Here is a 22212-nt window from a genome sequence, read left to right on the forward strand (position 1 = left end):
ATAAGAGGAAGCTTCTTGACTCATATTGACACTACGCATGTCGGCAGCTTGCCGCGCGGTCCCGAACTCGTAAAGCCGCTGCTCGCCCGCGACCATGGCGAAGACTATGACGTGGATGAATTCGAGCGGGTTGTGCAAGCCGCGATTGACGATGCGGTCGCAAAACAGGTCGCGGCGGGCGTCACCATCGTCAGCGACGGCGAACTCGGCAAGGTCGGCTACTCAACTTATATGCGTGAACGCCTCGAAGGTTTCGGCGGCCATGTGGACCGTCAGCCTGCGAAAGATTTGGCGGCGCATCCGGAGCTTGCGAAAAAGCTAGCAGCCATCATGGGCTCGCAGGAGTTCACGCGCGCTTCCTGCATCGGGCCGGTGAAGCTGAAAAATCTCGAGCCGGCCCATGAAGATATTCGCCGGTTCAAAAAAGCGCTTGAAAAAAACGGCAAGGGCGTGAAGGCGTTCATGAACGCGGCCTCGCCGGGCCTCATCACGGCGTTTCAACAGAATAGGCATTATCCAAGCCACGAAGCCTATCTCGCCGATCTCGCGGCGGCGATGCGGCCCGAATATGACGCCATCATCGAGGCCGGTTTCGATCTGCAGTTCGACTGTCCGGACCTCGCCATGTCGCGTCACACCGGTTACCAGAACGCCAGCGATGAAGAGTTTCTGAAAATAGCTGAAGCCAATGTAGAGGCCTTGAACGCCGCCACGGAAGGCATTCCCGCTGAGCGGCTGCGCATGCATATTTGCTGGGGCAATTACGAGGGGCCCCATGATTGCGATATCGACCTTGAGAAGGTCATCGGCATCATTCTGAAAGCGCGGCCGGCGACGATCCTCTTCGAGGCGGCGAACCCCCGCCATGAACATGAATGGACCGTCTGGCGCGACGCCAAACTGCCCGATGAAAAGAAACTGGCGCCGGGGCTGATCGACACCTGCTCCAACTATGTGGAGCATCCGAAACTCATCGCCCAGCGGCTGGAGCGGTTTATCGGGATCGTCGGCAAGGAGCGCGTCATCGCTTCGACCGATTGCGGCTTCGGCACCTTCGCCGGCTACGGCAAAATCGATCCCGACGTCACCTGGAAGAAACTCAAAGCCCTGCGCGAAGGTGCCGACATCGCCGCGGCGCTCTAGAGTCAGTCTATTGAAATGGAGCCATTTCACAGAGGAGGGGTTCGGCTTCCGCCCTGTGGAAAATTCATGCGCTGGACGGATCAGGGCCCCGTTGTTTTCGGACAAAATGCTCTAAAAACTTGGGAAATATGCTATGAGGCGGCGACCAGTGAGCCGCCTTTCGCGGGAAATTGAAAGAGGAAGACATGAAAACGAGAGCCGCCATCGCCGTCGAACCGAACAAACCGCTGGTGATCGAGGAAGTCGATCTGGAAGGGCCGAAAGCGGGCGAGGTTCTCGTAGAAATCATGGCGACCGGCATCTGCCATACGGACGCCTATACGCTGGAAGGCAAGGACTCGGAAGGCATCTTCCCGTCGATCCTCGGTCATGAAGGCGCCGGCATCGTGCGCGAGGTGGGCGCAGGCGTCACCTCCGTTCAGCCAGGCGATCACGTTATTCCTCTGTACACGGCCGAATGCCGTCAGTGCAAAACCTGTCTCTCGCAGAAATCGAACCTCTGCACCTCGGTGCGCGCAACCCAAGGCAAGGGCGTCATGCCCGACGGCACCAGCCGCTTCTCCTGGAAAGGCAAGACGCTCTATCATTATATGGGCTGTTCGACCTTTTCGAATTTCACTGTCTTGCCGGAAGTCTCGGTTGCGAAAATCCGCAAGGACGCGCCCTTCGATAAGGCCTGTTATATCGGCTGCGGCGTCACGACCGGCGTCGGCGCCGTCGTCTGGACCGCGGGCGTCGAGCCGGGCGCAAATGTCGCCGTCTTCGGTCTCGGCGGCATCGGCCTCAATGTCATTCAGGGCGCGCGGCTCGTGGGCGCTGACAAGATCATCGGCGTCGACATCAATCCGGCGCGCGAAGGGATCGCTCGCGATTTCGGCATGACGCATTTCGTCAACGCCAAAGAGGTCGGCGCCAGTAATGTCGTCGACAAAGTGGTTGAACTGACTGGCGGCGGTGCGGATTACTCTTTTGACTGCACCGGCAACACGGATGTGATGCGTCAGGCGCTTGAATGCTGTCATCGCGGCTGGGGCCAGTCGATCATCATCGGCGTCGCGGAAGCGGGCAAGGAAATCTCCACCCGTCCGTTCCAGCTCGTCACGGGCCGCGTCTGGAAAGGCACGGCCTTTGGCGGCGCCCGCGGACGCACGGACACGCCGAAAATCGTCGACTGGTACATGGACAAGAAGATCGAGATCGATCCCCTGATCACCCACACCATGCCGCTTGAAGACATCAACAAGGCTTTCGATCTCATGCATGAGGGCAAATCGATCCGTTCCGTTGTGGTCTATTGATCGAAACGGAACTGTCGTCCCGCCGCCTGGCTGCTGACGGCGACAGACGTGAAGGAGCAGCTGCTGATTTCCGGGCGCAGGATTAGCGCTCGGATCATTTGGAGCGACAGAAGATGGCGATCTTTACGCATGTGACCATAGGGACGAACGACCTGCCGCGCGCGGTCAAGTTTTACGATGCGGCGCTGGGCGCGCTGGGGCTCAAAAATATGGGGCCGCTGGGCGAGAATGGCGTGATGTGGGGCAAGGAGGCGCCGGAGTTTCTGGTGCTGAAGCCTGCGAACGGTCTGCCTGCGACTTATGCGAATGGCGGCACGATCGGTTTTGCGGCGCCGACCCGCAAAGCGGTGCACGCCTTTCATGAAGCGGGTCTCAAAACCGGCGGCAAATGCGAAGGCGAGCCGGGCCCGCGCACCTTTACGCCGACGGCTTACGCCGCCTATCTGCGCGATCCCGACGGCAACAAGATTTGCACCTATTGTTTCGCGGCGGAATAAGCGCGAAGCATTGATCTTCAGCGTCGCGCGGCTAGAAATGGCCGCGCGATTTTATTTTGAAAGGGCATGGGATGGAGAAGAAATCAGCGGCGAAATCCTTCGGCGGGACGCAGGGCGTTTACAGCCATTCCTCCTCGGTTCTTTCCTGCGACATGAAATTCGCGGTTTATACACCGCCTCAGGAAAAGCACGGAAAAGGCCCGTTTCCGGTGCTTTACTGGCTCTCGGGGCTCACCTGCACCGAAGAGAACTTCATCACCAAGGCGGGCGCGCAGCGCGTCGCCGCCGAGCTCGGCCTTGTCATTGTCGCGCCGGACACGAGCCCGCGCGGAGAAGGCGTGCCGGACGATCCGGAGGGCGCCTATGATTTCGGTCTCGGCGCCGGATTTTACCTCAACGCCACGCAAGAGCCCTGGTCGAAGCACTACAGGATGTATGATTACATCGCCAAGGAGCTGCCGGCGCTGATCGAAAAGGAATTCCCGGTCGATGCGGCGCGGTCCGGCATTCTCGGCCATTCCATGGGCGGGCACGGCGCCATCACCATTCACCTGAAAAACCAGGACAAATTCAAGACCTGTTCCGCCTTTTCGCCGATCGTTGCTCCGTCTCAGGTTCCGTGGGGTAAGAAAGCCTTTTCGAATTATCTCGGCTCTGACGAAGCTAAGTGGGCGGAGTACGATGCGACGGCGCTGGTTACGAAACATCAGAGCAAAACGGATATCCTAATCGATCAGGGTACGGCGGATAATTTTCTCGCGGAGCAATTGAAGCCGGAGATTTTCGCCAACGCCGCCTCTGCGGCGGGGCAGGCCTACACCCTGCGCATGCAGGAAGGCTACGATCATTCCTATTATTTCATCGCGACTTTCATCGAAGACCATCTGCGCTGGCACGCCGAGCGGCTCTAAGGGCGCCATATAAACATATAAAGAAAAGTGAGTGGTAGTTTTACTACCCCTTGTTTTTGGCTGCGATGTGCGTTGAAACCCGGTGGGACGGAAGTGGGATTTTGAACTCCCTCATCCCCGTCCGCATCCCGGCGGTTTCCGCGCTTTTTGCCTTAATCCGCTGTTTTAAAAGAGATTTCGAAAGGACGCCTTGTTATGAAGACACCGCCATTTCGCGCCGACCATGTGGGCAGCTTCCTACGTCCGAAAGAGCTGACGGAGGCGCGCGCCAAATTCCGCGATGGCGCGATTTCGGCTGCCGAGCTTCGCGCTGTCGAAGATGAGGCGATCAAAGGCGTCGCCAAATTCCAGGAAGATCTCGGCCTCAAAGGCATTACGGACGGCGAATTCCGCCGCCGTTATTTCCATGTGGACTTCCTCGTGCAGCTCGACGGCGTAGTCGAGGAAGGCGGCATGTCGAAGAAGTTCAAAAGCGCAAAGGGCGAGCTCGACTTTGCGCCGCCAGCGATGAAGATCAACGACAAGATCCGCCATGCGCGCGCCATCGAACTCGAAAATTTCAAGTTCCTTCAGTCGGTGACGAGCCAGACGCCGAAGATCACCATTCCCTCGCCGACCATGCTGCATTTCCGCGGCGGCCGTAACGCCGTCGATGAGAAAGCCTATCCCGATATGGACGAGTTCTATGAGGATGTAGCGAAAGCCTATCAGCAGGAGATCGAGGCGCTAGGGGCCGCAGGCTGCACCTATCTGCAGCTTGACGACACCAACCTCGCTTATCTCTGCGATCCCCAGCACCGTAAGGCCGCCGAAGAGCGGGGCGAAGATCCGGACGCCCTGCCGCGCATGTATGCGCAATGGATCAATGAATGCATCAAGACGCGGCCCGCCAACATGCGCGTTGCGGTCCATCTGTGCCGCGGTAATTTTAAAAGCTCCTGGGCGGCGGAAGGCGGATATGAGCCGGTCGCGGAAGTGCTCTTCAACGAACTCGATGTGGACGGCTATTTCCTTGAATATGATGATGACCGTTCGGGCGACTTCCGCCCGCTGCGCTTCGTCCCGAAAGACAAGACGGTTGTGCTCGGGCTTGTTTCTTCAAAGCTTGGCGAGCTGGAATCTAAAGACGACATCAAGCGCCGGATCCATGAGGCGTCGGAGTTCATGCCCCTCGACCAGATGGCCCTGTCGCCGCAATGCGGCTTTTCCTCGACCGAGCATGGCAACGACATCATGGTGGAGCAGCAGGCCGCGAAGATGCGCTTCATCATCGATGTGGTGCAGGACGTCTGGGGCGATTTCTAACCGGAAGAAGCGGGCGGTTCGATGAAGAGCCGTCCGCGTTCAGCGATAAAGACGGCGGCGACGCCGATTAATCCGAACACCGCGAACGCCGTCGCGATCGGGATCGCCGTACCGTCGTATAGCCGTCCCGCGAGGCCGCCGAACAAAGCCGAGCCGGTCATGGTGATGAAGCCGTAAAAGGATGACGCCGTTCCCGCCATCGCGCCCATAGGCTCCATCACGATAGCGCTGAAATTGGCGTTGATGAGCCCCATCATGAAATAGGCGGCGATGAGGAACGCCATGTAACCGGCGAGCGTTCCGCCATCCGTCATGGAGAGATAAAGCGCGTTCGCTGCGTTAATCACGGCGAAGGCGATAATGGCGCTGTGGGAAAGGCGCCGCGCGCCAAAACGGCGGACCATTCGCGCATTCGCCATTGCGGCGACGCCCACCGAAAAGGCGACGGCGCCCAAAGCAAGGGGAAACTTCGCGCCGAGCCCGTATGTCTCCACATAAACCTGTTGCGACGACGTGAGATAGGCCATCAGCGAGGCCATGATGCATGTTGTGCCGATGGTGTATCCGACCGCAACCCGCTGCGAGAGGTAAGAGCCCAACATGTTTCTAATCGCGCTGAAGCTTAAAGGCCGGCGATCCTCTTCCTTCAGTGTCTCGGGCAGACGCCAGAAAACCCAGGCGAGGAGGAGGCCCGCGAACGCAAAGAGGACGATGAAGACCCAGCGCCAGGGCGCGACGAACAAAATAAGCTGGCCGAGGCTCGGCGCGATGATCGGCGAAATGACAGAGACGGTCATCGCCATGGACATGATGCTCGCCATCTCACGGCCCTTGTAGAGATCGCGCACCAGGGCGACAGCGACGACGCGGCCCGCTGCTGCTGCGACCCCTTGCAGCGCCCGGCCAGCGATGAAAAACGAAAAGGCCGTCGCGACGACGCAAACGAGCGAGGCGGCGAGAAAGCCTACGAGCGACCACAGGAAAACGGCGCGGCGTCCGAAACGGTCGGCCAGCGGGCCGTAAAAAAGCTGTGACGCGCCCGAGGCGAACATGAACACCGCGACCACGAGCTGGCGGTCGTTTTCATTGGTGAGATGAAAATCGGCGCCGATGTCTCCAAGCGCCGCGAGCATCATGTCGATGGCGAGCGCCGTCAGCGCCATGACCGAGGCGACAAGGCCGACCAGTTCAAATTTGGAAAGCGGTGCCCTTTGTTGAGAGCTCCGCACAAGGGCGCCGTCCATAATATCAAGCCGCCGCGGGGTTATAGCCGAGCATGGACTTCAGTTCGAGAAACTCGTCGAAAGCGTGCGCGCCGAACTCGCGGCCGTTGCCTGAGCGTTTGTAGCCCCCAAAGGGCACGGAAAAATCCATCTGGGAATTGTTGATGTTGATGTAGCCCGCGCGGATTTTCGACGCGACCTTGCGCGCATGGTCGATATCGCCGCTCTGCACATAGCCTGCGAGACCGTATTCGGTGTCGTTGGCGATCCTGACCGCTTCTTCTTCCGTGTCGTAGCCGATGATGACGAGCACCGGCCCGAAGATTTCCTCTCGGGCGATGGTCATGTCATTGGTGACGTCGGCGAAGATCGTGGGCTTTACATAGTAGCCGGTTTCAAGACCTTCCGGCTTGCCCGGCCCGCCGGTGACGAGGGTTGCGCCCTCCGCAACGCCTTTTTCGATGAGGCCCTGAATTTTGTTCCATTGAGACTCGGAAACGACCGGTCCCATTTTCGCCGTCGCCGGATCGCCTGGCGTCCAGTCCGCAACGGCTTGCGCGGCGAGGTCGATGATCTCTTTCATTTTCGATTTCGGCGCGATCATGCGCGTCGGCGCGAGGCAGGATTGGCCGGAATTCATCATCAGCGTTGCGATAGAGCCGGCGACAGCGGGCCCAAGATCGGCGTCTTCCAAAATGATGTTCGGCGATTTGCCGCCCAACTCCTGATGAACGCGTTTGACGCTTGACGCCGCCGCCTTGGCGACTTCGACGCCGGCCCGGGTCGAGCCCGTGAAAGACACCATATCGACGCCGGGATGGGACGAGATCGTCGCGCCGACGGTCGGCCCGTCGCCATTGACGAGGTTATAAACGCCGGCGGGAAGGCCGGCCTCGTGTACGACTTCTGCGAAGAGATAGGAGGAGAAGGGCGCAATCTCCGAAGGCTTGTGAACGATGGTGCATCCCGTCAGCACCGCCGGCGCGAATTTCGCCGCAAGCTGGTTCATGGGCCAGTTCCAGGGCGTGATGAAGCCGCAGACGCCGATTGGCTCTTTCACAACCCGGCTGCCGCCTATGTCCTCTTCAAATTTGAAAGTTTTCATCGCCTCGACGGAGGTCATCAAATGACCGAGGACGGACATGGCCTGCGGGCCGCCGGCGAGCCAAACGGGGGCGCCCATCTCTTCCGAGATGGCCGCGCCAATCTCCCCAGCGCGCTTTTTATAAATCTCGGCGATTTTCATCACCATGGCGATGCGGTCGTCAATGCCCGTCTGACTCCAGCTTTCAAAGGCCTTGCGCGCCGCCTTTACCGCCTCATTCACATCTTCCGGCGCGCCAAGGGTGATTTTTCCAACGGGTTTTTCCGTAGCCGGATTGATGACGTCTAGCGGTTTGATTCCTTTCGGGTCGACCCATTCGCCGCCGATATAAAATTTTGTGTAATTGCGCATTCCCTGCCGCTCCTGCAAAGCGCTTAGCGCCTTCCTGTCCGGGCCCGCAATAGGTCTGCGCCGGCTCTTCAATTGTCTTGGAAGAAAGGCGGTTACGGCCGTTTCCCGCGCCACTGGCAGGGAAGGGGCTCGCGGCAGGAGCCGAACTCGGCTTCCGGTGAGAAACTGCCTTAATTTATTGGCTTACCTGAGCGGTTCAGGCGAATTCTTCCGTGTCGATTTCAGCTTGCGTTCCGGCCGGGTAACGCGGCCCGGAAACCGTTTCCTGATTGATAAGCGCTTCGACTTTAGAGAGCGTATCCTCGCTCAAGGAGACGGCGCTCGCGGCCAGATTTTCTTCAAGATGGGAAAGCGAGGTCGTTCCGGGAATGGCGTGAATGTGCGGCGCCTTGTGCAGCGTCCAGGCGATAGCAAGTTGCGCCGGCGTGCAGTCGGCCTCCTTTGCTATACTGCGAAAAGCCGGGAGCAGCTCTGCATTCTTTTCAAAATGCGGGTGCTGAAAACGCGGCATCCCCCGGCGAATGTCCTTTTCTGCAAAATTATCGGGATCGAGATTAGCGCCCGTGAGAAAACCGCGCGCCACAGGCGAAAACGCGACAAAGGCGGCTCCAAGCTCCGCGCAAGCGTCGATAATGCCGATTTCGGCGTTGCGCGACCATAGTGAATATTCGGATTGAACGGCGGCGATGGGATAAACCTTTTGCGCCTTGCGCAGCGTTTCCGCCGAAACCTCGGAGAGGCCGATGGCGCGGACTTTTCCCGCATCGATCATACGCGCCATTTCGCCGACGCTCTCCTCGATAGGAATATTGTTCAGCTTGTCGTAGCGGTGCAGATACCAGAGGTCGATCCGGTCGGTTTGCAGACGGCGCAGCGAGTCTTCAAGGGTTTTGCGCAAGGTTTCCGGCCGGCCGTCAATGACGCGCTTTCCGTCGATCCCTTGCATGCCGCATTTGCTCGCAAGCAGAATATCGTTGCGATAGGGTTTGAGCGCGGGGCCGACGAGCTCTTCGTTCTTGCCGAAACCGTAAAGCGCCGCCGTGTCGAAGTGATCGACTCCAAGGTCGATGGCTTTATGAAGCAGCTTCACACCATCTTCAGGCGAAGGGGGGTGGCCGTAGGCATGGCTCAAATTCATACAGCCAAGCCCGATAGGATTGACGGCGCGTCCTGCGAGGCGGCGGTTTTTCGTCGTCACGGCGATATCCTTGCTTGTACTGCGGCTTATCCTTGCGCGTTGAGGCTCTCCTCAAGATCGTAAAGCGTCTTGTAGCAGGGCAGCACCTGCGCGACGCTGGAATTCGGCTCGCGCCCTTCCTTGATGGCGGCGAAGAATTCGCGATCCTGAAGTTCGATGCCGTTCATGGAGACATCGACTTTCGAGACATCGATCGGCTCTTCCTTGCCGTTCACGAGATCGTCGTACCGGGCGATATAGGTGCCGTTGTCGCAGATATAGCGGAAGAAGGTGCCGAGCGGCCCGTCATTGTTGAACGACAGAGACAGCGTCAGGATTTTGCCCTTTTCCGATTTCAACTGGATCGACATGTCCATGGCGATTCCGAGTTCCGGGTGGATCGGCCCTTGAATGGCGTTGGCGACGACAACCTTCTCACCGGTCTGATACTGGAAGAGATCGACCGTATGCGCTGCATGGTGCCAGAGCAGGTGATCGGTCCAGGAACGCGGCTCGCCCTTGGCGTTCATGTTCTTGCGGCGGAAGAAATAGGTCTGCACATCCATTTGCTGGATGGAGAGATCGCCCGCGGTAATCTTTTTATGGACCCATTGGTGCGACGGGTTGAACCGGCGCGTGTGGCCGACCATGCAGACGAGGCCGGTTTCTTTCTGTTTTTTCATCACCGCTTCGGCGTCGGCCCATGAATCGGCGAGGGGAATTTCGACTTGCACATGCTTGCCGGCGTCCATGCACTGGATCGCCTGTTCTGCGTGCATCTGCGTCGGCGTGCAGAGGATCGCAGCGTCGACGCCCGGCTGGGCGAGCGCCTCAGCAAGATCGGTGCAGGCGTGCGGGATGCCGTAATCGTCAGCGACTTTCTGCGTCGGCTCCAATCTGCGGCCGACGACGGAGACGACCTCTACGCCGTCGATATTTTTGATCCCGTCGAGATGTTTGAGGCCGAAGGCGCCGGCGCCGGCGAGCACAACTTTCATCGTTTCGGTCCTTTCTGTTGCGTCTATTCTACAGGTTCGAGCACAATATGCCCGAGCGCGGTGTTCGATGCGGCAACATGATAATGCCGATGCAGTTCCTTCACATTGTCGCCAAGCGCGCCGCGCATAATCAGCCACATGACAAGCTCAATGCCTTCCGAGCCCGCTTCGCGCAGATATTCGATGTGGGGCATCTTTCTCAAACGCTCTGGATTTTTTGTCAGGTCGTCGAGAAACGCCGTGTCCCATTCCTTGTTGATGAGACCTGCGCGCGTGCCCTGAAGCTGGTGGCTCATGCCGCCCGTTCCCCAGATCTGAACTTTCAGATCTTCGGGGAAGCTCTCGACCGCGTCGCGAATCGCACGCCCAAGATTGTAGCAGCGATTGCCGGACGGCGGCGGATAGGTGACGACATTCACCGCGAGCGGCACCACCTTGCAGGGCCATTCCTTCACGTCGCCAAACATCAGCGACAAAGGAACGGTGAGGCCGTGGTCCACATCCATCTTGTTGATGATGGTCATGTCGAACTCGTCGAGAATACAGCTTTGCGCGATATGCCAGGCGAGATCGGCGTGATTCTTGACGACCGGCACGGGACGCGGCCCCCAGCCTTCGTCCGCCGGCTGGAATTCATCCGCGCAGCCGATGGCGAAAGTCGGAATGAGATTCATGTCGAACGCAGAGGCGTGATCGTTATAGACGAGGATCACCACATCCGGCTTGTTCTCCGGCTTCATGATCCATTCCTTCGTCCAGTCGAAACCGGCGAAGGCTGGCACCCAGTAATCTTCTCCCGTCTTGCCGAGATCGATCGCCGCGCCGATGGCGGGGACGTGGCTGGACGTGACGCCTGCAGTAATACGGGCCATGAAACTAGTAACCTTTCTTCTTGGAGCGCAGGCCTTCGGGCGAGCGCCCGCCGGAGAGCATCATGTTTCTGTAATCTTCCTGGCTCATGCCGGTCATGGTGGAAACCGCCTGAAGATAGGACTGCCCGTCTGTCGAGAAGACCTTCGCGAGAAAGTAGATATTGCCGCCGAGGTCGAGCAGCTTGTCGTAATCGCGATCGAGCAACGCCTGCTTCTGTTCGTCCGTCAGCTTTGGCCAGCCTTCGAGATATTTCTTTTCGTCGGCGAGCCACGCCTTGCGGTTTTCGTCTTTCATCAGGCTCATGGCGAACTGGTTCACCCAATAGCCCTTACGCGCGCGCGATGTCGTGTAAACCCGCGTGCCGGGAATATCGTCAAATTCGGCGAGATATTCATGGATATTCTGTTTCACTGAGTTGTCTCCTCCGGCCAGTAGAGCCGCATGGGATTGTCGACGAGAAGTTTTTGCTGAAGCGTTTGGGTCGGCGCAATGCGCGGGATCATGTCGACGAGCCAAGCGTCGTCAGGCATGTGGGATTTCAAATTCGGGTGCGGCCAGTCTGTGCCCCAGAGCACGCGGTCGGGAAAGCGTTCGACGATACGCTGCGCGAAAGGAACGAAATCGTCATAAGTGGGAGGGCCAGATTGCGACAGGCGTTCGGGACAGGTCACCTTCGACCAGATGTGATCGTTTTCTTCCATGAGCTTCTGGAAAAGCGAGAACTCCAGTCCGTCAACATCCTTCGTCACATCCGGTCGTCCCATATGGTCGACAACAACGATCGTATTGATATTTGAGATGAAGTCGTAAAGCTCGGGCAGTTCCGGCGCTTCGAAATAAATGACGATGTGCCAGCCGAAACGGTTGATGCGCTCAACAAGCTTCGCGAGCACAGCCGGCGGCAAGGGATCGACGAGCCGCTTCACGAAGTTAAAGCGAATGCCCTTGATCCCGTTGGCGTTGAGAAGCTCCAGCTCTTCATCGCTGACAGAAGGTTTGACGGAAGCGATGCCCTTCGCTTTGCCGCCGGAGCTCATCACCGCGTCCATGGTCGCGCGGTTGTCGGCGCCGTGGCAAGTCGCCTGCACCAGCACATTGCGCGAAAAACCGAGATGATCGCGCAAGGCGTAAAGCTGATGCTTGGAGGCGTCGCAGGGCGTGTATTTGCGCTCCGGCGCGAAGGGGAATTCATGGCCTGGCCCGAAGACATGGCAGTGCGCGTCAACGGCGCCCGGCGGCGGCGTGAATTTCGGCTTCGACGGGCCTTGGAACCAGTCGAGCCAGCCGGGCGTTTTCTCAAATATTTCGCTCGCCGCGCTCATGAGGCGTTACTTGCCTTTCGCCTTCAGAAATTTGTCTAGACGCGGATAAACGCGTCGCGCATTGCCCTCGTAGACTTTATATAGGTCATCCTTCGACAAACCCAAATTGTCCACATATCGCTTGGTGTCGTCGAAATAATGGCCCGTTTGCGGGTCGATGCCGCGCACCGCGCCAACCATCTCCGACCCGAACAGAATGTTTTCGATCTCGATCACCTCGAACAGAAGATCGATGCCCGGCTGGTGATAGACGCAAGTGTCGAAATAGACGTTCTTCATCACATGGGTTTCGACCGGCGGCTGTTTTAACATGTCAGCGAGGCCGCGATAGCGCCCCCAGTGATAAGGAACGGCGCCGCCGCCATGGGGGATGACGAGTTTCAGCTCCGGGAAATCCTTGAAGAGATCGCCCTGGATGAACTGCATGAAGGCGTTGGTATCGGCGGCGATGTAGTAGGAGCCGGTGGCGTGAAACGCCGGATTGCACGATCCCGACACATGGATCATCGCCGGGATTTCAAGCTCCACCAGCTTTTCGTAAATCGGATACCAGTATTTGTCGGTGAGCGGCGGCGCATTCCAGTGCCCCCCTGACGGGTCGGGATTTAAATTGCAGCCGATGAAACCCAGTTCTTTTACGCAGCGCTCGACCTCTGCAATCGAGTTGTCGAGCGCTCCGCCCGGTATTTGCGGCAGCATGCAGACGCCGATGAAATTGTCGGGGTAAAGCTGCGTCACCCGGTGGATGAGGTTGTTGCAGGCGATGGACCATTCGAGCGCCGTCTCGGCGTCGCCCACATGGGGCTCCATGGCGGAGGCGCGCGGAGAGAAGATGGTCATATCCCCGCCGCGCTCCTTGATGAGCTTCAACTGGTTCGTTTCGATGCCTTCTGCGATTTCGTCATCGCTCATTTCCGGCTGCATGGGTTTTGGCAGCGACGGATCTTTCAGCCGCGCTTTCTGCGCGGCTCGGAAATCCGTATGCGCCTTCGGCACGATGGTCTGATGTCCGTGACAGTCAATAATCATCATAAGGGTCGCTCCGGGCTTGCGCCGTTAAGGATTGCGTCAAGCATCTGAGGCAGCGCAGCTTCGGCCAAGGCATAGGCGAAGGCGGCCGAACGATCCTGTCGCTCGGCGCAGGCCAAACTCATCAGGGGAGAAAGACCGGTATCCTCAACGGTTCTGGCGACTTCGCGCATCTCCTCGGCGCGGCGTTTCCCGTGCTCAAGGGCGCGCGAAACCATGTAGACGGCAAGCTTTTCCCAGTTGGGTCCGGGAAAGAGATCGGAAAGCGACGCGACGACCGTTTCCTCGACGCCGTAATGGCGCGCGGAAAGAAGCGATTCCGTCAACAGCGCCTCGACGCCTTTGACGACGACGCTGCGGCACATTTTGGCGGCGGACGCCTTGCCGTAAGCCATGGAGAAGACTTGCGCGCCCGCAAACCCCAGATCGCGGGCGATGGGGATAAAGGCTTCGGCGTGCGGTCCGCCGAACAGCATGGGGCAGGCGACGCGCTTCGGTCCGATGGGCGACATGACTGCGGCTTCAACATAGGCGCCGCCCGCCTTGTTGATGAGGTCTGCGGCTTTCGCCTTCACACCCGGCGAGGCGGAATTGAGATCAAGATAGACTGCTCCTGGTTTCAGCGATCCGGCGACGCTTTCGGCGGCGTTCATCGTCTGCGCTGCCGTGACCGCGGAGATTATGATGTCGGCGTTTGCCGCCGCGTCTTCGGCGTTTTTTCCTTTGCGGATGGAGCCCGCCGCCTTTGACGCAGCGTTGTCATCGCCGTCGAAAAGAATGTCCCAAACCGAGAGGCTCGCGCCTTTCTGCGCGAGGTCGGCGGCGAGAATCTGGCCCACCTCGCCGAAGCCGATCAGGCATATGGCTGGCGTTCCGCTCATTGGCCGTCCCAGACCTTGGAGGGAATGTAAACCTCGCCGCGCATCAGTTTGCGCGCCGTGCGCAACAAAGCCGAGCGTTTGACGTTGACGTCGCCATTTTTCACCTCGACATCCATGTCGACGGTGAAAAAACCGGTGGGATGTTCGATCTCAAGACGCTGCTCGCCCTCGCTGGCGGAAACATGCGCGACGCCGTCTGCGACCGATCCCGGCAGCATGCAGGCGGTCGCGACGCTCACCGCGCCAAGGACGCCGATGGCTTCATGCACGCGATGAGGAATGAAGCTGCGTGTGTTGACGACGCCGCCCGATTGCGGCGCTGAGATCAGCGTCATCTTCGGCACGGTCTTTTTCTCGACGTCGCCGAGATTCATTTTCGGACCGATCTGAAGCCGAATGCTTTCGATACGCTTCTTGAGGTCATCATTCGACTCAAGGTCAGCGGGGCTTTCGGCGCCGGAGAGACCGAAATCCGACGCGCGTAAGACGACCACGGGCATGCCGTTGTCTACACATGTGAGTTCAACGCCATCCACTTCGTCGATAATGTTGCCGGTGGGCAAAAGCGCGCCGCAGCTCGACCCGGCGACATCGAGAAAGTCGATGGGAATGGCGGCTGCGGTTCCGGGAACGCCGTCAATGCGCGCTTCGCCCTCATATTCCACTTGTCCGCGCGGGGTCTGCACATGAGCGACCGCGATGGAGGCAGTATTGACCATGTGAATACGAACGGAAGTGACGCCGTCTTGCGTTTCCACAAAACCGTTCTCAATAGCCCACGGGCCGACAGCAGCAAGAATGTTGCCGCAGTTCTGGCTTGTGGAGACTTCCGCCTTATCTACGACGACTTGCAGGAAAAGGTAATCGATGTCCGCATCGTCGCGCGACGGAGGCGACATGATCGCAACCTTGCTGGTCAGGGGATGCGCGCCGCCGACGCCATCGATCTGGCGTATGTCGGGCGAGCCCATGGCGGCGAGCAGAACCTTGTCCCGCAGCGCCTCGTTTGCGGGCAGATCTTTAGCATTGAAATAAAGACCCTTCGAGGTGCCCCCGCGCATCAGGGTCGAAGGGATCGCGGTCATCATGATTTCAGCCAGTCTTTCTGATCGATATATTTAAGGCCGCGTTCCGCGAGACGTTCGCGCATCTTGTAGATGTCGAGACCGAGTTCGCCGGCGGCGAGACGCTGGCGTTTCGACTCTTCGTTCGCTTCACGCTCCTGCGATTTCTTCAGAACGTCGGCCGCTTCTTCCTTAGTGACGACAACGACGCCGTCATCGTCGGCAATGATGAGATCACCCGGATTGACTAGCGCGCCCGCACAGACGACTGGAATGTTCACATCGCCCAGCGTTTCTTTCACCGTGCCCTGGCTAAAAACGCATTTCGACCAGACCGGGAAGCCCATTTCCGTCAGGTCTTTCGTGTCGCGAACGCCGGCGTCGATAATCAGCGCCTTGACGCCGCGGGCCTTCAGCGACGTCGCGAGAAGGTCGCCGAAGTAACCGGCGTCGGAATAAGAGGTCGGCGCCAGCACCAGAACGTCGCCGGGCTCGCATTGTTCGACAGCGACATGGATCATCCAGTTGTCGCAGGGAGGGGCGGAAATGGTGATGGCCGTGCCGGCCACATGCGCGCCTTTATAGATGGGATTGATGTCTGCGGCGAGGAGGCCTTTGCGGCCCTGCGCCTCATGCACGGTGGCGACCCCGATCCGTCCCTCGGCGAAGGCGTCGACCACCGCTTTGTCTGTGCGCTTGATGTTGGTGACGACAACGCCCATGGGCCGCTCCCTGATTATTCTTTGCCTTATGGGATCATGAGATGCACCCAAGGAGGCCAGAAAATCCAATTGAAAATCAGCCACAGGTATAAGAAAATGCTAATGGCAATAATTTAGGCCGGCCCCATGCATCCGCCCAATCTTTGGCACCTACAGGTTTTTCTCGACGTCATTGAGCGCGGCTCCGTGACCAGGGCCGCTGCGGCCCTGGGGTTGACCCAGCCCGCCGCGAGCCAAGCGCTGAAAGGCCTCGGCGAGCATTACGGCGCCGATCTGACGGCGCGTAGGGGTGATCGCATCGCCGCTACGGCGGAAGGAGAAATGCTTCGGTCGCGCGGGTCGGTAGCCATTGGGCTTTTGACTGAAGGTTTAAAAGAAGCGGCCGGCCTGAAGGCCAATCCTGAGCAGGTTCTGCGGGCGATGTCGGCGCGCCGTCTTGAAACCCTTGTCAGCATTGTCCGCCATGGCGGCTTCTCTGGCGCCGCGCGCGCCGAAGGCTACGCCGCGCCGACGGTCCACCGCGCCGCCAAGGATCTCGAAAAAGCGCTCAAGGTGACGTTGTTTGAAAGGACGAGCCATGGCGTGCGGCCGACGAAACAGGCGGAACTCCTTGCCTTGAAGGCGGGTCTCGCCTTTTCCGAGTTGCGTCAGGCGGCGGCGGAAATCGCCGGAGCTAAAGGCCATGAAGCGGGCGGAACCGTCATTGGGGCCATGCCGCTGGCGCGCGCCCATCTGGTTCCAGCCGCCGTCGCGGCGTTTTCCGCGACGCATGAAGATCACAAGGTCTCGATTATCGACGGCGCCTATGAAGACCTGCTGATTGCGTTGCGGCGCGGCGAGGCGGATCTGCTGGTTGGCGCCTTGCGGGAAAACCCCGCGCTGAAAGATGTGGTTGAACAATCCCTGTTCGACGATTCCTTATCGATCGTGATGCGCGCTGGCCATCCCGCCGCGGAAGAGATCCTTGATGGAATGCTGCTGATGTCTTTTCCCTGGATTGCGCCGCGGGCGACCTCGCCTCTGCGCGTTCACTTCGACGCGATGTTTAGAGCCCTGAACGCGCCGCCGCCTGAGGATGTTATTGAGTGTAACTCCCTTAGCGCCGCGCGCGTCATCTTGATGAATTCGGACCGGCTGATGCTTTTGTCCGATGAGCAAATCCGGTATGAAAAGGCGGCGAAAATGCTTATCTCGCGGCCGCACCCGGTGAGCAAAGTCGTCCGCACCATTGGGTTAACCATGCGGCGAAACTGGCGCCCCACCGAGGCGCAAGCCGCGCTGCTGGCGGAGATAAAACGCAAGGCGCAAGAAACGGTCGGGTGAGGCTTCGCAAATCCGACAACCCTTGTGCCCGCATTGATAAGGGGCTTTCAAGAATTTATGTTACGACTCAACCCCGTAGCTACGAGACAAGACCTGCGTGACCCTTGCCAGCCTGATTGAACCGTTTGTCGGCCGCACCGGCGGACTGATTTCCGCATTGCACGAAGTGCAGCGGGTGCACGGCTATTTGCCGGAGGAAACGGAAGCCGAGGCGGCGCGCGTTTTCAATCTGACGCGCGCGGAAGTGAAAGGCGTCATCAGTTTTTATCACGACTTCAAACGCGAGCCTCAGGGCAAAACCGTCGTGCGGCTTTGCGCGGCGGAAGCGTGCCAGGCCGCTGGCGGGCGCGACTTCATCGCCGCCGTTGAAAAGAAATACGCGTTGAAAATGGGCGAGACGAGCGCATCGAAAGATCTGACGCTGGAGCCGGTCTATTGCCTGGGCCTTTGTTCGACGGGGCCGGCGGCGATGGTGGATGGCCGTCTTGTGGGCATGGCGGATACCGGAAAAATCGAAAAAGCCGTGGAGCGCGCTAAGGTCGAGCGAGCCAAAAAGGAGAGCGTCTCATGAGCGCGCTGAAACTTTTTGTTCCGCTTGATTCCGCTGCGGTCGCCATGGGCGCCGATGATCTTGTCGATGTGTTGAAAGCGGAAGCGTCGAAGCGAAAACTCGACCTGACGATCGTGCGCACGGGCTCGCGCGGCATGCACTGGCTCGAACCGCTTGTGGAAGTTGAAAAAGACGGCAAGCGCATCGGCTATGGGCCGGTTGATGAGACGCAAGCAGCGGCGCTTCTCGATGCGGTGACGGGCGGCGGCAATCATGAGAAATGCGTCGGGCCTGTCGAAGAAATTCCGTTTTTCAAAAACCAGACACGCCTCATCTTTGCGCGTTGCGGCGTGACCGATCCTGTTTCCGTTTCCGATTATGAAGCCCATGGCGGTTATGCGGGGCTCGGCAAAGCGCTCAAGATGGACGGCGCCGCGATCTGCGAGGAAGTGATGCAGTCGGGCCTGCGCGGCCGCGGCGGCGCAGGCTTCCCCGCGGGCATCAAGTGGAAGACGGTTGCGGGCGCAAACGCGGACCAAAAGTACATTGTCGTCAACGCCGACGAAGGCGACAGCGGCACCTTCGCTGACCGGATGATCATGGAGGGCGATCCTTTCACCCTGATCGAAGGCACGACCATCGCCGGGATCGCCGTCGGCGCGACCAAAGGTTTCATCTATCTGCGTTCGGAATATCCCATCGCCGCGCGTGTTCTGAATGAAGCGATTGCGAATGCCCGCAAGGCCGGTCTTCTCGGCGCTGATGTGCGCGGTTCGGGCAAAGCATTCGATATTGAAGTCTTCATGGGCGCCGGCGCCTATATCTGCGGCGAAGAGACGTCGCTGCTGAACAGCCTCGAAGGAAAACGCGGCGAAGTGCGCGCAAAGCCGCCGCTGCCGGCGCTCGAAGGCCTCTTCGGCAAGCCGACTCTGGTACACAACGTCATCTCGCTTTGCTCGGTTCCGGCGATCCTTGAGAAAGGCGCCCAATTCTATCGCGATTACGGCATGGGCAAGTCGACCGGCACCATGCCGTTTCAGATCGCCGGCAACGTAAAGCAGGGCGGGCTTTACGAGACCGCTTTCGGCGTCACCTTGCGCGATCTCGTGGAAGTGATCGGCGGCGGCACCTTTACCGGCAAACCCGTCCGCGCCGTGCAGATCGGCGGGCCGCTTGGCGCCTATCTGCCGCCCCGCCTTTTCGATCTCAAAATGGATTACGAAACCATGGCCGCCAATGGCGCTGGCGTTGGTCACGGCGGTCTTGTGGTGTATGATGACAGCGTCAATTTGCTGGAGCAGGCCCGCTACGCTTTTGAGTTCTGCGTTGAGGAATCCTGCGGCAAGTGCACGCCCTGCCGGATCGGCTCGGTACGCGGCGTCGAAACCATGGACCGCATCAAGGCGGGCGCCGACCGCGACAAGAATCTCACGGTCCTGAACGACCTGTGCGAATTGATGGTGGACGGCTCGCTTTGCGCCATGGGCGGCATGACGCCGATCCCGGTTTTAAGCGCAGTGAAACATTTCCCGGAAGACTTCGGGATCAAACCCGCCAAAGCGGCGGCGGAATAGGAAGGCGATCATGGCCCTCTTGAAAGAAACGGACTACGGCACCCCGAAACCGAAGACCGATAAAAAGGTCACGGTGGAGATAGACGGCTTCAATGTGGAAGTCGAAGAAGGCTCAAGCGTCATGCGCGCCGCGCAGAACATCGGCATCTCCATACCGAAACTGTGCGCCACCGACATGGTGAAGTCCTTCGGCTCTTGCCGCCTCTGTCTCGTTGAAATCGATGGCGTCAAAGGCACGCCTGCGTCCTGCACCACGCCCGTCCGCGACGGCATGAAGATCCGCACCCAGACGGACAGGCTCGCGAAACTCCGCCGCGGCGTGATGGAGCTTTACATCTCCGATCACCCGCTCGACTGCCTCACCTGTTCCGACAATGGCGATTGCGAACTTCAGGACATGGCGGGCGCCGTGGGTCTGCGCGAAGTGCGCTACGGCTATGAAGGCGAGAACCACACCAAGCTGACGAAGGACGTTTCCAATCCGTATTTCGAATACGACCCATCGAAATGCATCGTTTGCTCACGCTGCGTCAGGGCCTGCGACGAAGTCCAGGGAACGCTGGCGCTGACCATTGAGGGGCGGGGCTTCAAGTCTCGCGTTGCGGTCGGCGGCGCCAATTTCTTCGATTCCGAATGCGTCTCCTGCGGCGCCTGCGTGCAGGCCTGTCCCACGGCGACGCTTCAGGAGAAATCCGTCGTCGATCATGGCGTTCCCGACCGCACGGTGCTGACGACTTGCGCCTATTGCGGCGTTGGCTGCTCCTTCAAGGCTGAGCTCAAGGGCGATCAGGTGATCCGCATGACGCCTTATAAGGACGGCAAGGCCAATCACGGCCATTCTTGCGTGAAAGGCCGTTTCGCCTGGGGCTATGCGACTCACAAGGATCGCATCACGAGCCCCATGATCCGCGAAAAGATCACCGATCCCTGGCGGGAAGTGAGCTGGCAGGAAGCGGTCGACTTCGCCGCGAAGAAACTGAAAGCGACGCAGGAGAAATACGGCCGCAAATCGATCGGCGCCATTTCCTCCTCCCGCTGCACCATCGAAGAGGTCTGGGCGGTCGTCAAAATGGTCCGCACCGCTTTCGGCAACAACAATATCGATACTTGCGCGCGCGTCTGTCACTCGCCGACCGGCTACGGCCTTAAGCAGACTTTCGGCACCTCTGCGGGAACGCAGGATTTCGACAGCGTCGAAGAGTCCGATGTCATTCTCATCATCGGCGCCAACCCGACTGACGCGCATCCTGTCTTCGCCTCGCAGATGAAACGTCGTCTCCGTCAGGGCGCCAAACTGATCATTATCGATCCGCGCGCCATCGACCTTGTCCGGACGCCCCATATCGAGGCGGCCCATCACCTGCCGCTCCTGCCGGGCACGAACGTCGCCATGGTCAACGCCTTCGCCCATGTGGCGGCGGTCGAAGGTCTGATTGACGAAGCCTTCATCAAGGAGCGCTGCGATCTCGAATCCTTCCGCGAATGGCTCGACTTCGTGAAACAGCCTGAAAACTCGCCGGAAGAAGTCTCGAAAGTCACTAGCGTGCCGGCCGAAGATATCCGCTCTGCGGCGCGGCTCTATGCGACCGGCGGCAAGGCCGCGATCTATTACGGCCTCGGCGTCACCGAACACAGCCAAGGTTCGACCATGGTCATGGGCATGGCGAACCTCGCCATGGCGACCGGCAATATCGGCGTCCGCGGCGTCGGCGTGAACCCGCTGCGCGGCCAGAACAACGTGCAGGGCTCGTGCGACATGGGTTCGTTCCCGCACGAGTTTTCCGCCTATCGCCACGTCTCCGACGATGCGACGCGTGAGCTTTTTGAAAAGGCCTGGGGCCGTCCGCAGGATGCGGAGCCGGGCTACCGCATTCCGAACATGTTCGACGAGGCCATCGCCGGAAACTACAAGGGGCTTTATGTGCAGGGCGAAGACATCGCCCAGTCCGACCCCAACACGCTCCATGTGGAAGCGGCGCTGAAAGCCATGGACTGCATCATCGTTCAGGATCTCTTCCTCAACGAGACGGCGCGTTTCGCCCATGTGTTTTTCCCGGGCACGTCTTTCCTTGAAAAAGACGGCTGTTTCATCAACGCCGAGCGCCGCATCAATCGCGTGCGCCCGGCCATGCGATCCCAGACCGGCATTCAGGAATGGGAAGCGACGCAGATGCTGACCAATGCGCTCGGCTATACGGAAATGAATTATCAGAACGCCGCCGAGATCATGGACGAGATCGCCGAGCTAACGCCGACCTTCACCCATGTGTCGCACAAGATGCTCGATGAGCGCGGCAGCGTGCAGTGGCCCTGCAACGACGCGGCGCCGGATGGCACGCCGATCATGCATATCGACGGCTTCGTGCGCGGCAAAGGCCTCTTCGTCGTCACGGAATATGTGCCGACCACTGAGAAGACGAACCGCAAGTTCCCGCTCATCCTCACGACTGGCCGCATCCTGTCGCAGTATAATGTGGGCGCGCAGACCCGGCGCACCTTCAACTCCGACTGGCACGCCGAAGACGTCCTGGAAATCCATCCTTCCGACGCGGAGGCGCGCGGCGTCCAGACCGGGCACTGGGTGTCGATCCGCAGCCGCAAGGGCGAGATCACGCTGAAGGCGCTGGTTTCGGACCGCATGGCGCCGGGCGTTGTCTATACGACCTTCCACCATCCGGAGACGGGCGCGAATGTGGTGACGACGGAAAATTCCGACTGGGCCACCAGCTGCCCCGAATATAAGGTGACGGCGGTCGAGGTTGCGCCGGCGAACCACAAGTCGCCGTGGCAGGAAGAATATGAAGCGACAACGCCCGCCCTTCGCCGCATCCTGACGGATGGCGTGGTGGAGCCAGCGGAATAGCGT

General features: G+C 59.4%; 20 protein-coding genes. 9 read left to right on the plus strand and 11 right to left on the minus strand.

The genetic code is table 11. From position 1 onward, the window contains the following. The first annotated feature begins 15 nt into the window (after positions 1-15). The 5 genes from ACQY5P_RS01205 (at position 16) to ACQY5P_RS01225 (ending at position 5154) form a co-directional block, all read left to right on the plus strand. Positions 16-1143, plus strand: coding sequence for a cobalamin-independent methionine synthase II family protein (locus ACQY5P_RS01205; RefSeq protein WP_428409016.1), 1128 nt, complete (start codon positions 16-18; stop codon positions 1141-1143). Positions 1144-1328: 185 nt separating this feature from the next. Further along, positions 1329-2441 carry an S-(hydroxymethyl)glutathione dehydrogenase/class III alcohol dehydrogenase gene (locus ACQY5P_RS01210; protein WP_428409017.1) on the plus strand — a complete coding sequence of 371 codons (1113 nt, stop codon included), beginning with the start codon at positions 1329-1331 and terminating at the stop codon, positions 2439-2441. Between the two features lie 113 nt (positions 2442-2554). Beyond that, positions 2555-2938 carry a VOC family protein gene (locus ACQY5P_RS01215; RefSeq protein ID WP_428409018.1) on the plus strand — a complete coding sequence of 128 codons (384 nt, stop codon included), beginning with the start codon at positions 2555-2557 and terminating at the stop codon, positions 2936-2938. Between the two features lie 71 nt (positions 2939-3009). Beyond that, positions 3010-3849: an S-formylglutathione hydrolase gene (fghA, locus tag ACQY5P_RS01220; protein WP_428409019.1), complete on the plus strand. Its 840-nt coding sequence runs from the start codon at positions 3010-3012 to the stop codon at positions 3847-3849. Between the two features lie 195 nt (positions 3850-4044). Further along, complete coding sequence (locus ACQY5P_RS01225) at positions 4045-5154, plus strand: 5-methyltetrahydropteroyltriglutamate--homocysteine S-methyltransferase (protein ID WP_428409020.1); 1110 nt, start codon at positions 4045-4047, stop codon at positions 5152-5154. Here ACQY5P_RS01225 and ACQY5P_RS01230 read toward each other — a convergent pair. From ACQY5P_RS01230 to ACQY5P_RS01280, 11 genes are all read right to left on the minus strand, one after another. Next, positions 5151-6398 carry a multidrug effflux MFS transporter gene (locus tag ACQY5P_RS01230; protein ID WP_428409021.1) on the minus strand — a complete coding sequence of 416 codons (1248 nt, stop codon included), beginning with the start codon at positions 6396-6398 and terminating at the stop codon, positions 5151-5153. The genes ACQY5P_RS01225 and ACQY5P_RS01230 overlap by 4 nt on opposite strands. A gap of 4 nt (positions 6399-6402) precedes the next feature. Next, positions 6403-7833 (minus strand): aldehyde dehydrogenase family protein, encoded by a 1431-nt coding sequence (locus tag ACQY5P_RS01235; RefSeq protein WP_428409022.1) that lies wholly within the window; start codon positions 7831-7833, stop codon positions 6403-6405. A gap of 196 nt (positions 7834-8029) precedes the next feature. Continuing rightward, positions 8030-9031, minus strand: coding sequence for an aldo/keto reductase (locus tag ACQY5P_RS01240; RefSeq protein ID WP_428409023.1), 1002 nt, complete (start codon positions 9029-9031; stop codon positions 8030-8032). A gap of 26 nt (positions 9032-9057) precedes the next feature. After that, on the minus strand, positions 9058-10008 hold the full coding sequence (locus ACQY5P_RS01245) for a Gfo/Idh/MocA family oxidoreductase (RefSeq protein WP_428409024.1): 951 nt from the start codon (positions 10006-10008) through the stop codon (positions 9058-9060). A 23-nt stretch (positions 10009-10031) separates the two neighbouring features. Further along, positions 10032-10880 (minus strand): class III extradiol dioxygenase subunit beta, encoded by an 849-nt coding sequence (locus tag ACQY5P_RS01250; protein WP_428409025.1) that lies wholly within the window; start codon positions 10878-10880, stop codon positions 10032-10034. A 4-nt stretch (positions 10881-10884) separates the two neighbouring features. Continuing rightward, a complete protein-coding gene (gene ligA / locus ACQY5P_RS01255; RefSeq protein ID WP_428409026.1) occupies positions 10885-11292 on the minus strand; it encodes a protocatechuate 4,5-dioxygenase subunit alpha in 408 nt (135 codons plus the stop codon). Continuing rightward, positions 11289-12203: an amidohydrolase family protein gene (locus ACQY5P_RS01260; protein WP_428409027.1), complete on the minus strand. Its 915-nt coding sequence runs from the start codon at positions 12201-12203 to the stop codon at positions 11289-11291. Before ACQY5P_RS01260 ends, ligA begins: the two co-directional genes overlap by 4 nt. A 6-nt stretch (positions 12204-12209) precedes the next feature. Next, entirely contained in the window at positions 12210-13232 is a 1023-nt protein-coding gene (locus ACQY5P_RS01265) for an amidohydrolase family protein (protein WP_428410616.1), read from the minus strand. After that, positions 13232-14113: a DUF1932 domain-containing protein gene (locus tag ACQY5P_RS01270; RefSeq protein WP_428409028.1), complete on the minus strand. Its 882-nt coding sequence runs from the start codon at positions 14111-14113 to the stop codon at positions 13232-13234. Before ACQY5P_RS01270 ends, ACQY5P_RS01265 begins: the two co-directional genes overlap by 1 nt. Further along, complete coding sequence (locus tag ACQY5P_RS01275) at positions 14110-15204, minus strand: 4-oxalomesaconate tautomerase (RefSeq protein ID WP_428410617.1); 1095 nt, start codon at positions 15202-15204, stop codon at positions 14110-14112. Before ACQY5P_RS01275 ends, ACQY5P_RS01270 begins: the two co-directional genes overlap by 4 nt. Beyond that, positions 15198-15899 (minus strand): 4-carboxy-4-hydroxy-2-oxoadipate aldolase/oxaloacetate decarboxylase, encoded by a 702-nt coding sequence (locus ACQY5P_RS01280; RefSeq protein ID WP_428409030.1) that lies wholly within the window; start codon positions 15897-15899, stop codon positions 15198-15200. The genes ACQY5P_RS01275 and ACQY5P_RS01280 overlap by 7 nt, the downstream gene beginning before the upstream one ends. Before the next feature lie 126 nt (positions 15900-16025). Between ACQY5P_RS01280 and ACQY5P_RS01285 the strand changes: the two genes are divergently transcribed. The 4 genes from ACQY5P_RS01285 (at position 16026) to fdhF (ending at position 22209) form a co-directional block, all read left to right on the plus strand. Beyond that, positions 16026-17222, plus strand: coding sequence for a LysR family transcriptional regulator (locus ACQY5P_RS01285; protein WP_428409031.1), 1197 nt, complete (start codon positions 16026-16028; stop codon positions 17220-17222). A gap of 97 nt (positions 17223-17319) precedes the next feature. After that, positions 17320-17793: an NAD(P)H-dependent oxidoreductase subunit E gene (locus tag ACQY5P_RS01290; protein WP_428409032.1), complete on the plus strand. Its 474-nt coding sequence runs from the start codon at positions 17320-17322 to the stop codon at positions 17791-17793. Next, complete coding sequence (locus ACQY5P_RS01295) at positions 17790-19346, plus strand: formate dehydrogenase beta subunit (RefSeq protein ID WP_428409033.1); 1557 nt, start codon at positions 17790-17792, stop codon at positions 19344-19346. The genes ACQY5P_RS01290 and ACQY5P_RS01295 overlap by 4 nt, the downstream gene beginning before the upstream one ends. Before the next feature lie 10 nt (positions 19347-19356). Beyond that, the gene (gene fdhF / locus ACQY5P_RS01300) at positions 19357-22209 is read left to right on the plus strand and encodes a formate dehydrogenase subunit alpha (protein WP_428409034.1); all 2853 of its coding nucleotides are present in this window, start codon (positions 19357-19359) and stop codon (positions 22207-22209) included. Positions 22210-22212 lie beyond the last annotated feature (3 nt).

The sequence above is a fragment of the Hyphococcus sp. genome (assembly GCF_965267305.1).
Lineage (GTDB): Bacteria > Pseudomonadota > Alphaproteobacteria > Caulobacterales > Parvularculaceae > Hyphococcus.

What these genes read in the sequence shown, in the direction of transcription:
- ACQY5P_RS01280 (WP_428409030.1), bottom strand. Translation starts at nt 15,899, where the DNA reads ATGGGCGTTGTCGTCACCAACATCAAGCGCACAGACAAAGCGGTGGTC.
- ACQY5P_RS01225 (WP_428409020.1), top strand. Translation starts at nt 4,045, where the DNA reads ATGAAGACACCGCCATTTCGCGCCGACCATGTGGGCAGCTTCCTACGT.
- ACQY5P_RS01295 (WP_428409033.1), top strand. Translation starts at nt 17,790, where the DNA reads ATGAGCGCGCTGAAACTTTTTGTTCCGCTTGATTCCGCTGCGGTCGCC.
- ACQY5P_RS01260 (WP_428409027.1), bottom strand. Translation starts at nt 12,203, where the DNA reads ATGAGCGCGGCGAGCGAAATATTTGAGAAAACGCCCGGCTGGCTCGAC.
- ACQY5P_RS01245 (WP_428409024.1), bottom strand. Translation starts at nt 10,008, where the DNA reads ATGAAAGTTGTGCTCGCCGGCGCCGGCGCCTTCGGCCTCAAACATCTC.
- ACQY5P_RS01210 (WP_428409017.1), top strand. Translation starts at nt 1,329, where the DNA reads ATGAAAACGAGAGCCGCCATCGCCGTCGAACCGAACAAACCGCTGGTG.
- ACQY5P_RS01265 (WP_428410616.1), bottom strand. Translation starts at nt 13,232, where the DNA reads ATGATTATTGACTGTCACGGACATCAGACCATCGTGCCGAAGGCGCAT.
- ACQY5P_RS01230 (WP_428409021.1), bottom strand. Translation starts at nt 6,398, where the DNA reads ATGGACGGCGCCCTTGTGCGGAGCTCTCAACAAAGGGCACCGCTTTCC.
- ACQY5P_RS01250 (WP_428409025.1), bottom strand. Translation starts at nt 10,880, where the DNA reads ATGGCCCGTATTACTGCAGGCGTCACGTCCAGCCACGTCCCCGCCATC.
- ACQY5P_RS01235 (WP_428409022.1), bottom strand. Translation starts at nt 7,833, where the DNA reads ATGCGCAATTACACAAAATTTTATATCGGCGGCGAATGGGTCGACCCG.
- fghA (WP_428409019.1), top strand. Translation starts at nt 3,010, where the DNA reads ATGGAGAAGAAATCAGCGGCGAAATCCTTCGGCGGGACGCAGGGCGTT.
- ACQY5P_RS01215 (WP_428409018.1), top strand. Translation starts at nt 2,555, where the DNA reads ATGGCGATCTTTACGCATGTGACCATAGGGACGAACGACCTGCCGCGC.
- ACQY5P_RS01270 (WP_428409028.1), bottom strand. Translation starts at nt 14,113, where the DNA reads ATGAGCGGAACGCCAGCCATATGCCTGATCGGCTTCGGCGAGGTGGGC.
- ACQY5P_RS01285 (WP_428409031.1), top strand. Translation starts at nt 16,026, where the DNA reads ATGCATCCGCCCAATCTTTGGCACCTACAGGTTTTTCTCGACGTCATT.
- fdhF (WP_428409034.1), top strand. Translation starts at nt 19,357, where the DNA reads ATGGCCCTCTTGAAAGAAACGGACTACGGCACCCCGAAACCGAAGACC.